We start from the raw sequence: 14,682 nt of genomic DNA, 5'->3' as shown, positions 1-14,682 counted from the left end.
TTTTACCAGTGGGAATGGTCTGCAGATGGGGCTGCAGGCCATTTCACATTGTCAAACGCCGTAGCGGGCCATGAACATATCGACAGCTTGCAGGGCAACCTCGTCGATCTCGGCCTGAGAGAACTCTTCCTGAATGCCAAAGGCGGCGCGCAGCCATAGGCGAACTTTGCACAGCTCGGCGAATTGCTCGGCTGCGATCGTCACGTCCTCGATCACCAATTCACCTTTGGCGACAGCTTTTTCCAGATATTCTACCATCTTGCGCTGACCATTCTGAGGTCCGGCTTCGTAAAAAACCCGACCAAGTTCCGGGAACCGGTCCCTTTCGGCCACGCAAACGCGGAATATCTGGCGATTGAAATCCGACACGAAAAAGCTGACCAACTGCGTCGCGGTAATCGTCAGAACCTCACGCACAGGTTTGGTTTCGTCGATCATCGAGATCACACGTTCGGCCATGCGTCGGCACTCGGTCTGCGCCACCTCGACAAACAGCAGACGCTTGTCGGGGAAGTAGCTATACAGTGTCGCCTTCGAGACACCTGCCGCCCGCGCGATATCATCAACACTGGCCCCTTCGAACCCATCCGCGAGAAAAACTTCTCGGGCCCCGCGCAGAACCTGGTCGAATTTTCGGCCGGTGCGCAGGATGGTGGCGGATTGGGTCATGATGGCTCCTTCAGCGGGTTGTGGATCGAATTTATAAACCGATCTGTTCAGACACAAGGATTCTTGGTGTTTTCTGACGGGCCGTCACCCAAAACACCGTTCGATCCGTGACTTGCAGGTCGCGCGATCCATGTTAGGAGGGTACCCATGGTCGAGATCTTTCTGCGCACCCTTCCCTTCTTCGTGATCATCGGCCTGGGTTACTGGGCCGGGCGCACGCGGTTTTTCACTGAGGAAGCCACCGCCTATCTGACGAAATTCGTCTTTTTCTTTGCCCTGTCGGCCATGCTGTTCCGCTTTGCCGCCACCCTACCCTTTGCTGAGATTTTCAACGGGCGGCTGATCATCGGTTATCTGATCGGGACACTTGCGGTCTACGCGCTGGCTTCGCTGGTGGCATGGATACGGGGCCTCGACATCCCCACCGCCGCGGTTGAGGCCCAGTGTGCCGCCATCGGCAATGTCGGCTTTCTGGGCCTGCCCATGCTGGCTATGCTGCTGTCCGAGGCCGCGATCGGACCCGTCATGCTGATCCTTGCGGTGGATCTGGTGGTGTTTTCCTCACTCATTGTGATCCTAATCAATGGCGGCCGGGACGGAAAGCTAACGGTCAAAACGCTGCGCCTGATCGGGGTCGGGTTGCTCAAGAATCCAATGATCGTGTCGATCTCGGCCGGGTTAATCTGGTCGGCGCTGCAGATTCCGGTCCCCGGTCCGATGAACGATTTTCTGACCATATTAGGTGGGGCCGCAACGCCCGGAGCACTGTTCGCAATTGGCGCCTCGCTAGCCGGAAAATCGGCGGAGCGGATCGAAATCGCGGGCTGGCTGAGCTTTTGCAAGCTGATCGTCCACCCCGCCTGTGTCGCCGTCGCCCTGCTTTGGCTGGTTCCAGTCGATACATTCTCGGCCACGGTTGCAATTGCCGCCGCTGCGCTACCGGTTGCGGGCAATGTCTACATGCTGGCGGCACATTATGGGATCGCACCTCAGCGCGCCTCAGCGGCGATCCTGCTGTCTACGGCGGCCAGTATTCTGACGGTTCCGCTGATCATCGGATGGCTGACCGCTTTGTGAGCGTGCAACCCCACCAAAAAGTCATGCGCATGGCGACCGCCGCACTTTACGAGGCGTCCTTAGGGCGATAGCCATGGCGCGACCCTAAATTAAGGACTCGACCAGATGGAAACCCTTTCGGAAAATGCCTGTTTTGGTGGTGTGCAAGGTGTCTACCGCCATGCCTCAACCGCCTGCCAATGCGATATGACCTTTGGCCTGTTCCTGCCTGCCGAGGCCAAGGACGGCCCCGTTCCGGTGTTGTGGTACCTGTCTGGCCTGACCTGCACCCATGAAAACGCGATGACCAAGGCCGGTGCACAGGCCTGGGCCGCCGAACAGGGCATCGCCATCGTGTTCACCGACACTTCGCCCCGCGGCGAAGGCGTCGCCGACCACGAAGACTATGATCTTGGCCAAGGCGCGGGTTTCTACGTCAACGCAACGCAAACCCCGTGGGCCCCACATTTCAACATGTGGGACTATGTGGCCGAGGAACTGCCCGAGCTGATCGCCGAGAACTTTGCCATCGACATGGATCGTCAGGCAATCACCGGCCATTCGATGGGCGGCCATGGTGCGCTGACACTGGCGATGAACCTGCCGGGACGCTATCGCTCGGTTTCGGCCTTTGCGCCAATCTCGAACCCGAGCGGCGCGGATTGGGGCCGCAAACAGCTGAGCGCCTATCTGGGCGATGATGAGGCCGTTTGGGCCAAGCACGACGCCTCGCTCCTGATGAAAGAGGTCGGTTTTGACGGCCCTGTCCTGATCGACACCGGTGCGAACGACCAGTTCATCGACCTCCTGCGCCCCGAAACTTTGGCTTCGGCCATCGCCGAGCGCCGCCAGCAGGCGACCTATCGTCTGCAACCAGGCTATGACCATTCCTATTTCTTTGTGTCCACCTTCATGGAAGACCACATCACGTTCCACGCCGAAGCGCTGTACGGAGACTGAGGCATGAGCAAGTATGACTATGACCTGATCATCATCGGGTCTGGCCCCTCGGGCCGGTCTGCGGCAATTCAGGCGGGCAAATTGAAGCGCCGAGTGTTGGTGATCGACCGGCACGACCGTTTCGGCGGCGTCTCGGTGCATACCGGCACGATCCCGTCCAAAACCCTGCGTGAAACCGTGCTGAACCTTTCGGGCTGGCGTGAGCGCAGCTTTTACGGCCGCTCTTACCGGGTCAAGGAACAGATTCGCGCCGAAGACCTGAAAGCCCGGCTGCACATGACACTCGACCACGAAGTTGACGTGCTGGAGCATCAGTTCAACCGAAACCATGTGGATACTCTGAACGGGCTGGCCTCGTTCACGGGTCCGCATGAGATTGAGGTGGCGACGGATAGCGGTGAGAAAACCCGCCTGACCGCCGCAAAGTTTCTGATTGCGACCGGAACAAAAACCTATCGCCCGGACTATGTGCCGTTCAACGGCAAAACCGTTGTGGATGGCGATGAGTTTCTTGAAATGGCCGAGATCCCTCGGTCGCTGGTCGTGATCGGTGCCGGGGTGATTGGTGTTGAATACGCCACCATGTTCTCGGCCCTGGATGTCCGTGTCACCCTGATCGAGCCGCGCGACACCTTCCTTGATTTCATCGACAAACGCCTGATCCACGATTTCACCCATCAAATCCGCGAGAATGGGGTAGATCTGCGGCTCGGGTCGGCCGTCGAAAAGATCGAAGATGCGGGCGAGCATGTCGAGGTCACTCTTGAAAACGGTCGTCACGTCCGGGCCGAGATGCTGTTGTTTGCTGCCGGTCGGATGGGCGCGACCTCGACGCTGAATCTGAAAGCTGTGGGCGTGGTAACCGATCACCGCAACCGGATCAGCGTCGATCGCAAGACTTACCAGACCGAAGTGCCGCATGTTTACGCGACAGGAGACGTGATCGGGCACCCATCGCTGGCCTCGACCTCTCTGCAACAGGGTCGCGTGGCGGCCTGTCATGCGCTTGAAACCCCGACACTGCCGGAAAGCCCTTGGTATCCTTACGGGATCTATTCCGTGCCCGAAATCTCGACCTGCGGCATGTCCGAGGAAGAATTGCAGGAGCGCGGCATCCCCTATGAGGTCGGCGTGGCGCGGTTCCGCGAAACCTCGCGTGGGCATATCATGGGGTTGGAACATGGCATGTTGAAGATGCTGTTTTCCCTGAAAACCCGCCGGGTGCTTGGTGTTCAGATCGTGGGCGAAGGCGCGACGGAGCTGATCCATATCGCCCAAGCCGTGCTGAACCTGAAGGGCACGGTGGATTACTTCGTGCAGAACACGTTCAACTATCCGACGCTGGCCGAGGCCTATAAGATCGCCGGACTGGATGCGTTCAATCGGATGCCGATCCCAGAAGAGTTCAAGGTCAAGAAAAAGCCTGACGCACCCACCAAGAAAGAGGCGAAGAAGGCGTGACAACGCTTTATGTCGATGGTGACGCCTGCCCGGTCAAAGCCGAGGCCGAGCGGGTCGCGACCCGACACAAAGTGCCCATGGCGCTGGTGTCGAATGGCGGGCTGCGGCCATCGGCAAACCCTCTAGTGCAGGTCGTCATTGTGGCCGAGGGCGCGGATGAGGCGGACAAATGGATCGCCGAGCGTTGCGGTTCCGGCGATGTCGTGGTCACCTCGGACATCCCGCTGGCCGCCAAGTGTGTCGAGGCCGGTGCCCGTGTGCTAAGGCCCAACGGTGAGGCTTTCACTGCCGCCAATATCGGCCAGCAACTGGCGATGCGCGACCTGATGGCGGATTTGAGAGCGGCGAACCCTCTGGGCGCAGGAGGTGGCGGCAAACCCTTTGGAAAGGCCGATCGCTCGCGTTTCTTGGATGCGTTGGAGCGGGAATTACGGGCGGCGCAACGCAGCTGAGCCTCCCGTCAGTTAAGGACGCATCAAAGATGCGTCCTCGCCTGTTGGGCCAAGCAGCGCGTGCCGCGCTGAGGGTGCGCCCAGCTATGCAGCGGCGGCGGTTGGACCTCGGTTCTCGCGAATGGGCAGGTGGACAATCGCGCTAAACGCGCCCACGGCGATACCGATCCACCAAACCATTGTGTAGTCGCCATAGACGTCATACATCCGACCGCCCAGCCAGATACCAAGGAAACTTCCAAGTTGGTGGCTGAGAAAGACAATTCCATACAGCGTACCCATGTAGCGCAGACCATAGAGATGCGCGACCAGACCGGATGTCAGTGGTATTGTGGCCAGCCAGAGAGAGCCCATAGCCAACGAAAAAACGATGACCGAAATTGGGGTGATCGGAAAAATGATGAACACGACAGCAGCCAGCGTGCGCGCCGTATATACGATGGCCAGCAAGTATTTCTTAGGGAAGTGGTTCCCAGCCCAGCCTGCCAAAAGCGTGCCGCCGATATTAGCCAGCCCGATCAGCGAAATGGACAACGCACCCAAGGCGGACGTGGTCGTAATGCCTATCGAATGCAGCACGCCACCCGGCTGGATGGGGCCGCACATCTCGGTCACGAATGCTGGGAAGTGAGCTGTGATAAAGCCGAGCTGATAGCCACAACTGAAAAAGCCGAGTGAGATCAGCGTGTAAGACGGATCTCGGAGAGCACGCCCCAAGATCTGGCCCATGCTTTCTTCCAACTCTGCTTTACTGCTTGGCTGAGGCGCGCGCATGAAAGGCAGGATCAGCACCAGGCAGAGAATTGCGACGGCGAACACAATATAAACCTGATGCCAGGGCAGGAAGGTCAGCATCCATTCGGCCGTTGGCGCGCCCAAAACCTGACCGAAACTGCCCGCAGCAGTGACGATGGCCAAAGACATGGATCGGTTTTCGTCAGAGGATGCCCGCCCAACAACAGCCAGAACCACGCCGAAGCCGGTCCCTGCAATGCCAAACCCGACCAACCATGCGTAGATCTGGTGTTCAAACGGAGTGATGGACCAGGCTGAAAGCACCATACCAGCGGCATAAGTCAGCGCGCCAAGCACAATGGCCTTTCGGTCGCCGATCTTTTCAGCGATGGCGCCAAAGATCGGCTGCCCGATCCCCCAGGCCAGATTCTGGATCGCAATGGCCATTGAGAAATCGGTGCGCAGCCAGCCGAACTCAGATGCGATCGGGATCTGGAACACCCCAAACGAAGCGCGCACCGCAAAACTGATTGTAATGATGATACAGCCCACGATCAGAATCGGATTCAGCAGACGTGCGGAGTGCGGCATGGGGACCTCAGACAAACAAGTTGTGCGACGCTACTGTTTTTCGTCGCCCCGTCAATTCAGTAGATTTGCGGTTCGACATAAGGAAAATTGATGCGTGCCTGAAAATGCCCGCTTTTCAACGCGTAGTGCGGGCGCTATGGCTCAAACCCATGACGGATCTGATTTCGCTGTATAACGAACGTATCTCCGATGGGTCTCTGACGCGGGATGACGCGCAGGAAGCTGTTCTGCCGCATTTTGAACGTATCAGGGCCGAGTTGAGCGCACCGGTGAAGCGAGGCTTGTTCCGCAAGGCTCCGCCACCACCCAAAGGGTTGTACTTGTGGGGCGGGGTTGGGCGTGGGAAGTCCATGCTGATGGATATGTTCGTCGATGCGCTGGAAGATATACCAACGCGGAGGGTGCATTTTCACGCGTTCATGCAGGAAATCCATGCGGGTATGCACAAGGCACGCAAGGATGGTGTTGAAGACGCGCTGGCCCCGGTCGCGCAGGATGTCTTGAAATCGGTAAAGCTGCTGGCGTTTGACGAAATGCAGATCACCGATATCACGGACGCCATGATCGTCGGACGCCTGTTTGATCTGCTACATGCGGGGGGGGTGGTCATCGTCACGACCTCGAATCGGCATCCGGATGATCTGTACAAGGACGGTTTGAACCGACAGCTGTTTTTGCCTTTCATCGCCCATATCAAAGAGCAGCTTCAGGTGTGGGAGCTGGTCTCACCGACCGACTACCGCCAAAACCGCCTTGAGGGCGCGCCGGTCTATTTCTCGCCAATTGGCCCGGAAGCGCGAGAGAAGATACGCACCGTTTGGGCGGATCTGTCCGGCGGCACGGCCGAGCCCTTGATCTTGCAGGTCAAAGGCCGCGCTGTTGAGCTGCCAGCTTTTCGCAATGGGGTTGCGCGGGCCTCGTTCTACGACCTGTGTGGACGGATGCTGGGTCCCGGGGACTATCTGGCTATCGCCGAAACGGTCAAGGTTTTGGTGTTGGAGGATATTCCCCGCCTGTCGCGCAACAACTTCAATGAGGCCAAACGCTTTGTGACGCTGATCGACGCGCTGTATGAGGCCAAAGTTCGGTTGATCTGTTCTGCAGCGGCTGAGCCCGAGATGCTTTATGTCGAGGGCGAAGGTACTTTTGAATTTGAGCGAACCGCTTCTCGCCTAAGGGAAATGCAGGACCAGGATTGGGGGAAGTAGGGGCGTTGCCAAGTCGTTGATCGCACTGTTGGTTGGCACACGTCGCACTTGTCAATTTTGGCCAAATGCCTTGATGCCGCAGCAAATAGATTGGTGCCAAGGCGATAACCGCGCCATTAATTTAATGCGGTCAGGATATTTGGACGGCGCGGATGGCTCCATAGCCGCCATCCATCGATACGACGAATTGCTGCGTTCGCATTCCGCTTTGCAGGCATTCGAATTGCGTTAGACAATCCGAAGCGCTGGTTCCTGAAACACAGCAAAAAAATGTAGCATTTTATCAGAATACTTTTACCTTGTGGTCAAATTTGGGGGAAGATGAATGCTCGACATCATCATTAAACAAGCCCAACTGCCGGATGGCCGAGGGCCGGTGGATATTGCGATCATGGGCGACCGCGTCGCAAAGATTGCCCCCAAGATCGAGGCTGAAGCAGGCGAAGACATTGACGCGGCTGGGCGCTTGGTTTCGCCCCCGTTTACCGACCCGCACTTCCATATGGACGCGACCTTGAGCCTCGGAACGCCTCGCATGAATGTCTCGGGTACACTATTGGAAGGCATCGCGCTTTGGGGCGAATTGAAGCCCCTGCTGACACCCGAAGCAGTAATTGAACGCGCCATGCGATATTGCGACCTTGCCGTGTCGCAGGGATTACTGGCCATCCGATCGCATGTGGATGTTTCATCCACACCTTTGGTTGGCGTCGAAGCGCTGTTGGAGGTCCGCAAGCAGGTCGCTCCCTATATTGATCTGCAACTGGTGGCATTCCCGCAAGATGGCCTTTACCGCGCAGAGAACGCAGAAAAAAACTTGATCCAAGCGCTTGATATGGGTGTCGATGTCGTGGGCGGCATCCCGCATTTTGAACGTACAATGTCGGAAGGCGCCCGGTCGGTCAGAAGACTGGCCGAGATAGCGGCGGACCGAGGCCTGATGCTGGATTTACATTGCGATGAAAGCGACGATCCAATGTCGCGCCACGTGGAAACCTTAGCCCATAAGACCACGCGCCTTGGGCTTGGCGGGCGGGTAACGGCAAGTCATGTCACCGCAATGCACTCGTATGACAACTACTATGCATCGAAGCTCATACCGCTAATCGCAGAAAGTGGCATGAACGTGGTGCCCAATCCTCTCATCAATATCACGCTGCAAGGCCGTTCGGATACCTATCCGCGTCGTCGGGGACTGACCAGAGTGCCAGAGTTGCGCGCGGCAGGTGTAAATGTCGCCTTTGGGCAGGATTGCACGATGGACCCGTGGTATTCGCTTGGCTCCGCCGACATGTTGGAAGTGGCTCATATGGGCGTGCATGCCGTGCCGATGACATCCCGCGACGCGATGGAGTGGGCGTTTACGTCCGTTACCCAGAATGGTGCAAAAGCAATGGGCTTGCCTGACCCAACGATCCGCGAAGGCGGCCCTGCCAACATGGTTGTGCTGCAAGCGCAGGACCCCATTGAAGCAGTTCGCATGAAAGCCACCCGGCTTGCCGTTATAAAAAACGGAAAGGTGTTGGCCCGCACACAACCACGTATGGCCGCGCTTTCTTTGCCTGGCCGTCCCACGACCCTGGATCCCGCAGATTACGCACCCAGACCAAATACTTAGGAAGCTCAATAACAAGAAGAATTGTCACCAACAGAAGAGGATTTACCAATGAAGCTCACCACAACCCGCCGTCAACTGATGGTCGGCGCTGCGGCCACGCTGGCCCTGCCAGCTTATATCCGTCGCGTGAATGCGCAATCTGCGATCCGTGTCGCCGGCGTGCACATGTCTCCGGTTGAAAATGCGTGGAACAGCCGCATTCACCTGGCGATGCAGGAAGCCGCCGAAGCTGGCCTGATAGAGTATGAGTTTTCAGAAGGAGTAGCTCCGACCGACTATCCCCGCGCGATGCGCGAATATGCCGAGGGAGGTGCGCAAATCATCTGGGGTGAATCTTATGCTGTGGAGCGTGAAGCACGCGAAGTGGCGGGCGACTACCCCGACACCGCGTTTCTGATGGGGTCTTCCGGTGGGCCAGAAGGTGACAATTTCGGTGTCTTTGGCACACGCAACCACGAGGCAGCCTATCTGGCCGGTATGCTCGCGGGTCAAATGTCCGAAAGCAATGTCTATGGCTCGGTCGGTGGTTATCCGATCCCCGAGGTGAACCTGTTGATCAATGCTTTCCGCTTGGGCGTAAGCGAAGTGAACCCAGACGCCACCTTCGTCAACGGCTTTATCGGTGCATGGTTCGATCCGGCCCGCGCGCAGGAAGCTGCAATCGCCCAAATCGATGCGGGCGCAGACATACTGTTTGGTGAGCGCATTGGCACTGCGGATGCGGCCCAAGCGCGAGGTGTAAAGGCCATCGGTTCGCTCATCGACTATACTCCACGCTATCCGGGCACGGTCTTTGCCAATGCAATCTGGAATTACGGTCCGACCATCCAGGCCATCGTCGCGGATGTTCAGGCCGGTAATCCAACGGGTCGTAATTACACGGAATATTCCTTTATGGCTCATGGCGGCAATGAACTGATCTATGTCGCCGATGAAGTGCCTGCCGACGCCATCCCGGGGATGGAGGCCAAACAGGCCGCGATTCAATCCGGTGAATGGGACGTTCCGATTGATGAAAGCGAGCCCTCCTGATCCTGAGGGCTATGCCGTGACCGATGCAACGGCTCTTGCAGCTGCCATCGCGGCAGGGCAGATCTCTGCCTGCGAACTGATGGAATCCAGTCTTGCCGCCTGCCACGCACGGGCGGATTTGGGGGCCGTGGTATATCTGGACGAAGAAATGGCCCGCGATGGGGCAAAGGTGGCAGACGCCTTGCCACCAGACCAGCGCGGGCCATTTCATGGGGTTCCGTTCTTGGTGAAAGACCTAGGGGGTTTCGCAAAAGGGCTTCCTGCGGCGGCAGGATCTGCAGCAATCCGTGCGCGATGTCGTAGACCCGAAAGCGACAGCCACCTGCTGCACCGTCTTCGCCGAACCGGCCTGATCCCTTTCGGCTTGACCGCAACACCGCCCTTTGGCCTTTCACTAACATGCGAACCCGATGGCGCGGCTGTGACCCGTAATCCATGGAACCCCGCACTGACACCCGGTGGTTCATCCGGCGGCGCCGCAGCCACGGTTGCAGCTGGGATTGTTGCAATTGCTCATGCCACGGATGCCGCCGGGTCCATCAGGGTTCCCGCTGCATGTTGCGGCTTGACCGGGCTCAAGCCATCTCGTGGCGCGGTGCCCGGAGGCCCTGATTTTGCCAATCACCTGATGGGCATAGCGTCTGAGCTGGTCCTTGCGCGGTCGGTCCGCGATGTGAAGACCGCCTTTGACGCGGTAGCTCAGCCCATGGCCCCGGTATATCTGCCAGAACGCCCCCGTGTCGCATTGGCCTTGCCGGAGCGGTGCGGTGCCGACCAGTGCAAGGCCGCGAAAAGTGCTGCCGACGCGCTGCGCGATGCAGGCTGTGAGGTGTGCGATATTCCTGCCCCCGACCAACTTGGGGATGAGGCTCACGCAATCGCCCGAGCCATACTCGCTGTTTCCTTGGCCGAGTGGCTGACTGCGCTCAGGATAACTGGTGATGAGATTCCACCACTTGCCGCAGCCATGGCTGCCGAGGGCCGTGCGACGTCCGCCACGGCGCTTTTTGCGGCCTCGCGACAACTCGCACGTCTGACAAATCGATCTCGCAAGCTTTTTAAGTCTACCGATGCTGTCCTGATGCCGATCCTCTCGTCTGCGCCGCCCGTTGTTGGCGCTTTGGATCTGTCCGGCTCCTCCCCAGACGATCACATGGCGCGGCTCGAGGCTTTTGCCCCGAACGCAGCACTTGCAAATGTAGCGGGCTTGTCAGCTTTGGCGCTGCCTTTTGGCATGGCAAATGGTCTTCCAATCGGCGTTCAGCTGATTGGTCCCCCCGGCTCGGATTTAGCGCTGCTGAAACTTGGCGCACTTATCGAAGCCCGCGCGCCCACAATCCCTTTTCCACACCCAATCGCAGGCCTGCCCGCATGACCAAGGTTCTGGAACTAAACAGCATTACCAAGCGTTTCGGAACGCTTACCGCAAATGACGATGTGACGCTCACACTAGAAGAAGGGGAAATTCTCGCTCTGCTGGGCGAAAATGGTGCGGGCAAGACGACGCTGATGAATATCCTGTTTGGCCACTACGCGGCCGATAAAGGCTCTGTCAGGGTGTTTGGCAAAGAGTTGCCCCCGGGTCTGCCACGCGCAGCGATCGAGGTGGGTGTGGGAATGGTACACCAACACTTCACGCTTGCGGGCAACCTCACGGTTCTTGAAAACGTAATGCTTGGTTCCGAGCCTCTGACGCGCACGCGTTCTGCTCGTGGCGAGGCGCGCAAGAAACTGTTGCATATCTCAGAGCGGTTCGGCCTGCCCGTGAACCCCGAAGCCAAGGTCAGGTCACTGTCCGTGGGTGAGCGCCAGCGCGTCGAAATTCTCAAAGCGCTCTATCGCGACGCGCGCATACTGATCTTGGATGAACCGACTGCGGTTCTGGCCCGGCCCGAGGCGATGCGCCTGTTCGAGACGCTGCGCGATATGACGAAAGAAGGTCTCTCACTTATCTTCATCAGCCACAAGCTGCATGAGGTCATGGCTGCCTCTGACCGTGTGGCGGTGCTTCGTGGCGGCAGGATGGTCGCGGAACGCAAAACACCCGAAACCACACCAGAAGAGTTGGCGGAACTGATGGTTGGCCGCAAGGTGGAGCGTCCCGTACGTCAAGACCATGTGATTGGAGCGCCAGTCCTGATCGCAAAGGATGTGAGCGTTATAGAAGACGGTGAGTTGCGGCTGGATGATGTGTCTTTCGCTGTCCATGCCGGTGAAATCCTTGGTATCGTTGGCGTTTCAGGCAATGGTCAGTCCTCCCTCGGAGCGCTGCTGTCAGGATTGGTACACCCGAGTGCGGGTCAGTTAACACTTTTGGACGAAGATATCGGCCATCTGGGTCCGCGCGGCATGATCCGCGCGGGGGCAGGCAGGGTGCCTGAAGACCGGCATGCAGAAGGCGTTGTGGGCGAATTGAGTTTGTGGGAAAACGCGGTGCTTGAGCGCCTGCGCACACCGAAATTTTCGCACCGCGGCTTTGTTCGACAAGGCGCCGCCCGGGATTACACTGCGTGGCTGATCGAACGTTTTGATATCCGCGGCGCGAGCCCCGATACGCGAACAAGGCTGCTGTCCGGCGGCAATATGCAAAAACTGATCCTTGGCCGGGTTCTGACCAATGGGCCGCGCTTTGTGCTCGCAAACCAGCCAACGCGTGGTCTTGATGAAGGGGCAATTGCTTCGGTTCATGCCGAGCTTTTGGCAGCGCGGGCGGAAGGTGCCGCAATCCTGCTCATCTCGGAAGAATTGGAAGAAGCTGTAGCCCTGTCAGACCGAATACAGGCCATCGTAAAAGGGCGCTTGTCAGAACCGATATCGGCCGATGAAGCCGACCCACAACGCCTTGGCCTGATGATGGCAGGTGTTTGGAAGGAAAATGATGATGCGGCTTGAACGACGCTCACATGTGCCGCTGCACCTCGCGATCATTGCACCACTGGCCGCGATCTTTGCTGCATTGCTTTTGGCCGCAGGTCTCATCGCTGCTGCTGATGTAAATCCTCTATCGGCTTATGGCGAAATGGTGAATGGCGCATTCGGCTCGCGCCTTTCCATCGCCGAGATGCTGACCCGCGCCACTCCGCTTATCTTTACGGGGCTTGCCGCAGCTGTCGCCTTCCGAGCGCGGCTTTGGAACATCGGGGGCGAGGGACAGTTCTTTGTTGGGGCGCTAATCACCGCTTGGATCGGTCATTCACTCGGGGTTCCAGGGTGGATAGGTATTCCGATCTTGATGTTGTCAGGCATGGCGGCAGGCGCGGCCCTGTTGGCAGGGCCTGCCTTTCTACGCTTGCGTTTCGGCGTAGATGAGGTGGTGACAACCCTGCTACTCAATTTCATCGTGATCCTTTTCGTTGGTCTCATGATTGAGGGTCCTATGCGCGATCCGCTGGCCTTTGGGTGGCCCTCTTCGGTGCCCGTAGACGGTGAATACCGCCTTCCGGATCTGATCCCCCGTACACGTCTCCATATCGGATTGCTTTTTGCTATCGTTGCAGCAGGTGCTGTTTGGCTGATCCTTGCGCGCACTGTTTTTGGTGCTGAAACACGCGCCGCAGGTTTAAATGCCAGCGCTGCTGCTTTTGCCGGAATTTCCCTGCCCCGAACGATCATGGGTGTGGCCCTGCTTTCGGGCGCGCTGGCTGGGCTTGCCGGGTCTGTCGAAGTCATGGGGGTCACTGCGGGTGTCACCACCACTATGAGCCCCGGATTTGGCTATGCAGGCATTGTCGTCGCCATGCTCGCCGCTTTACATCCGGCCGGAGTGGTCACTGCCGCTGTTTTCGTCGCCACAGTTTTTGTCGGGGCCGACGCCATGAGCCGTGCGACGGGTGTTCCCAGTTTCATTGCCGATGTGATTGTGGCGCTTTGCCTGCTCACCATGATCGTGGCCCTTCTTTTCACAACCTACCGGTTGCGCCGATGAGTGATGCAATTGATCTTCTGCTGAATACCAGTCTTTGGGCTTCCGTGCTGCGTATTGCGACACCGCTCATATTTGGTGTTCTTGGAGCGTTGCTTTGCGAACGTTCGGGCGTGCTCAATCTGGGAATCGAGGGGATCATGACCATGGGGGCGATGAGCGGTTGGCTTGTCGTCTACATGGGCGCACCATTGCTTGCAGGCCTCATTTTTGCAGCGTTTTGCGGCGCGGTGATGGGATTGCTTCATGCCATGCTGACAGTTCCACTTGGGCTTTCGCAACACGTCTCAGGGCTGGGCATAACGCTTTTTGCATCCGCTTTAGCCTATTACCTTTACAGGTTGCTTGTTGAGGTGGGAGATTTGCCCCCTACGATCGAGGCTTTTAAGCCGCTCGATATTCCGATCCTCTCAGATCTTCCCGTTTTGGGACCGATCCTTTTTAGTCAAGCTTTGCCGACCTATCTGGCGCTCGCTGCGGTGGCTGTGATGGCCTATGTTCTTGCCCGCACGCCCTTGGGGTTGGCTATTCGTATGACCGGAGAGAACCCTCATGCGGTTGAGGCGCAGGGGCTGAACCCGATCCGTATCCGTATCGGCGCAGTTGTTGTCGGGTCGGCTTTGATGGCGGTGGGCGGGGCCTTCCTGACCACAACGGCGTTCAACAGCTTTTTCCCGGGCATGGTGCAGGGGCGCGGTTGGATCTGCATTGCATTGGTAGTCTTCGCTGGCTGGCGACCCGGTAAGGCTTTGATTGGCGCGATGTTGTTCGCTTTCTTCGATGCCTATCAACTACGATTGCAGACAACGGTTGAAGGTGTGCCATATCAGTTGTTCCTTATGGCGCCGTATGTACTTTCGATCGTCGCGCTCGTCCTTGTTGCCCGCAGAGCCGAAGTCCCCGCAGCTTTGATGGCACCCTACCGACGCGGCGAACGTTAGTGGCATATGTTCGAACGTTTTGGCCAGGAAACGATAG

At 58.1% G+C, this 14,682-nt stretch carries 13 protein-coding genes; 11 read left to right on the top strand and 2 right to left on the bottom strand.

All coding sequences use genetic code 11. From position 1 onward, the window contains the following. Window positions 1-51: 51 nt before the first annotated feature. Complete coding sequence (locus ACR0C3_RS05600; RefSeq protein ID WP_170667073.1) at window positions 52-669, bottom strand: TetR/AcrR family transcriptional regulator; 618 nt, start codon at window positions 667-669, stop codon at window positions 52-54. Between the two features lie 147 nt (window positions 670-816). Here ACR0C3_RS05600 and ACR0C3_RS05595 point away from each other — a divergent pair, with 147 nt between their 5' ends. The 4 genes from ACR0C3_RS05595 to ACR0C3_RS05580 all read left to right on the top strand — a co-directional run bounded on the left by ACR0C3_RS05595 (window position 817) and on the right by ACR0C3_RS05580 (window position 4,598). Beyond that, window positions 817-1,746, top strand: coding sequence for an AEC family transporter (locus ACR0C3_RS05595; protein WP_170555007.1), 930 nt, complete (start codon window positions 817-819; stop codon window positions 1,744-1,746). A gap of 105 nt (window positions 1,747-1,851) precedes the next feature. Then, window positions 1,852-2,685: an S-formylglutathione hydrolase gene (gene fghA / locus ACR0C3_RS05590; protein ID WP_170555005.1), complete on the top strand. Its 834-nt coding sequence runs from the start codon at window positions 1,852-1,854 to the stop codon at window positions 2,683-2,685. Between the two features lie 3 nt (window positions 2,686-2,688). Continuing rightward, complete coding sequence (gene sthA, locus ACR0C3_RS05585) at window positions 2,689-4,146, top strand: Si-specific NAD(P)(+) transhydrogenase (protein WP_480757585.1); 1,458 nt, start codon at window positions 2,689-2,691, stop codon at window positions 4,144-4,146. Then, window positions 4,143-4,598, top strand: coding sequence for a YaiI/YqxD family protein (locus ACR0C3_RS05580; RefSeq protein WP_480757583.1), 456 nt, complete (start codon window positions 4,143-4,145; stop codon window positions 4,596-4,598). The genes sthA and ACR0C3_RS05580 overlap by 4 nt, the downstream gene beginning before the upstream one ends. Window positions 4,599-4,682: 84 nt before the next feature. On the opposite strand, the gene ACR0C3_RS05575 is transcribed toward ACR0C3_RS05580, so the two are convergent. Further along, window positions 4,683-5,924: an MFS transporter gene (locus tag ACR0C3_RS05575; RefSeq protein ID WP_480757582.1), complete on the bottom strand. Its 1,242-nt coding sequence runs from the start codon at window positions 5,922-5,924 to the stop codon at window positions 4,683-4,685. 149 nt (window positions 5,925-6,073) lie between these two features. On the opposite strand from ACR0C3_RS05575, the gene zapE reads away from it, so the two are divergent. The 7 genes from zapE to ACR0C3_RS05540 all read left to right on the top strand — a co-directional run bounded on the left by zapE (window position 6,074) and on the right by ACR0C3_RS05540 (window position 14,645). Next, on the top strand, window positions 6,074-7,132 hold the full coding sequence (gene zapE / locus ACR0C3_RS05570) for a cell division protein ZapE (RefSeq protein ID WP_480757580.1): 1,059 nt from the start codon (window positions 6,074-6,076) through the stop codon (window positions 7,130-7,132). A gap of 325 nt (window positions 7,133-7,457) precedes the next feature. Next, window positions 7,458-8,750: an amidohydrolase family protein gene (locus tag ACR0C3_RS05565; RefSeq protein WP_480757579.1), complete on the top strand. Its 1,293-nt coding sequence runs from the start codon at window positions 7,458-7,460 to the stop codon at window positions 8,748-8,750. Between the two features lie 48 nt (window positions 8,751-8,798). Further along, complete coding sequence (locus tag ACR0C3_RS05560; RefSeq protein ID WP_480757578.1) at window positions 8,799-9,782, top strand: BMP family protein; 984 nt, start codon at window positions 8,799-8,801, stop codon at window positions 9,780-9,782. Beyond that, complete coding sequence (locus tag ACR0C3_RS05555; protein WP_480757576.1) at window positions 9,763-11,157, top strand: amidase; 1,395 nt, start codon at window positions 9,763-9,765, stop codon at window positions 11,155-11,157. Before ACR0C3_RS05560 ends, ACR0C3_RS05555 begins: the two co-directional genes overlap by 20 nt. Beyond that, window positions 11,154-12,674 carry an ABC transporter ATP-binding protein gene (locus ACR0C3_RS05550; protein ID WP_480757575.1) on the top strand — a complete coding sequence of 507 codons (1,521 nt, stop codon included), beginning with the start codon at window positions 11,154-11,156 and terminating at the stop codon, window positions 12,672-12,674. Before ACR0C3_RS05555 ends, ACR0C3_RS05550 begins: the two co-directional genes overlap by 4 nt. Then, a complete protein-coding gene (locus ACR0C3_RS05545) occupies window positions 12,664-13,707 on the top strand; it encodes an ABC transporter permease (protein WP_480757574.1) in 1,044 nt (347 codons plus the stop codon). Before ACR0C3_RS05550 ends, ACR0C3_RS05545 begins: the two co-directional genes overlap by 11 nt. Then, the gene (locus tag ACR0C3_RS05540) at window positions 13,704-14,645 is read left to right on the top strand and encodes an ABC transporter permease (protein WP_480757573.1); all 942 of its coding nucleotides are present in this window, start codon (window positions 13,704-13,706) and stop codon (window positions 14,643-14,645) included. Before ACR0C3_RS05545 ends, ACR0C3_RS05540 begins: the two co-directional genes overlap by 4 nt. The last annotated feature ends 37 nt before the right edge of the window (window positions 14,646-14,682 follow it).

The organism is Ruegeria sp. CK3, from assembly GCF_056536565.1.
The sequence above is the reverse complement of the archived record's forward strand: the minus strand, read 5'-3'. Positions and strand labels throughout refer to the sequence as shown.

What these genes read in the sequence shown, in the direction of transcription:
- ACR0C3_RS05600 (WP_170667073.1), bottom strand. Translation starts at nt 669, where the DNA reads ATGACCCAATCCGCCACCATCCTGCGCACCGGCCGAAAATTCGACCAG.
- ACR0C3_RS05595 (WP_170555007.1), top strand. Translation starts at nt 817, where the DNA reads ATGGTCGAGATCTTTCTGCGCACCCTTCCCTTCTTCGTGATCATCGGC.
- fghA (WP_170555005.1), top strand. Translation starts at nt 1,852, where the DNA reads ATGGAAACCCTTTCGGAAAATGCCTGTTTTGGTGGTGTGCAAGGTGTC.
- sthA (WP_480757585.1), top strand. Translation starts at nt 2,689, where the DNA reads ATGAGCAAGTATGACTATGACCTGATCATCATCGGGTCTGGCCCCTCG.
- ACR0C3_RS05575 (WP_480757582.1), bottom strand. Translation starts at nt 5,924, where the DNA reads ATGCCGCACTCCGCACGTCTGCTGAATCCGATTCTGATCGTGGGCTGT.
- zapE (WP_480757580.1), top strand. Translation starts at nt 6,074, where the DNA reads ATGACGGATCTGATTTCGCTGTATAACGAACGTATCTCCGATGGGTCT.
- ACR0C3_RS05565 (WP_480757579.1), top strand. Translation starts at nt 7,458, where the DNA reads ATGCTCGACATCATCATTAAACAAGCCCAACTGCCGGATGGCCGAGGG.
- ACR0C3_RS05560 (WP_480757578.1), top strand. Translation starts at nt 8,799, where the DNA reads ATGAAGCTCACCACAACCCGCCGTCAACTGATGGTCGGCGCTGCGGCC.
- ACR0C3_RS05555 (WP_480757576.1), top strand. Translation starts at nt 9,763, where the DNA reads ATGAAAGCGAGCCCTCCTGATCCTGAGGGCTATGCCGTGACCGATGCA.
- ACR0C3_RS05550 (WP_480757575.1), top strand. Translation starts at nt 11,154, where the DNA reads ATGACCAAGGTTCTGGAACTAAACAGCATTACCAAGCGTTTCGGAACG.
- ACR0C3_RS05545 (WP_480757574.1), top strand. Translation starts at nt 12,664, where the DNA reads ATGCGGCTTGAACGACGCTCACATGTGCCGCTGCACCTCGCGATCATT.
- ACR0C3_RS05540 (WP_480757573.1), top strand. Translation starts at nt 13,704, where the DNA reads ATGAGTGATGCAATTGATCTTCTGCTGAATACCAGTCTTTGGGCTTCC.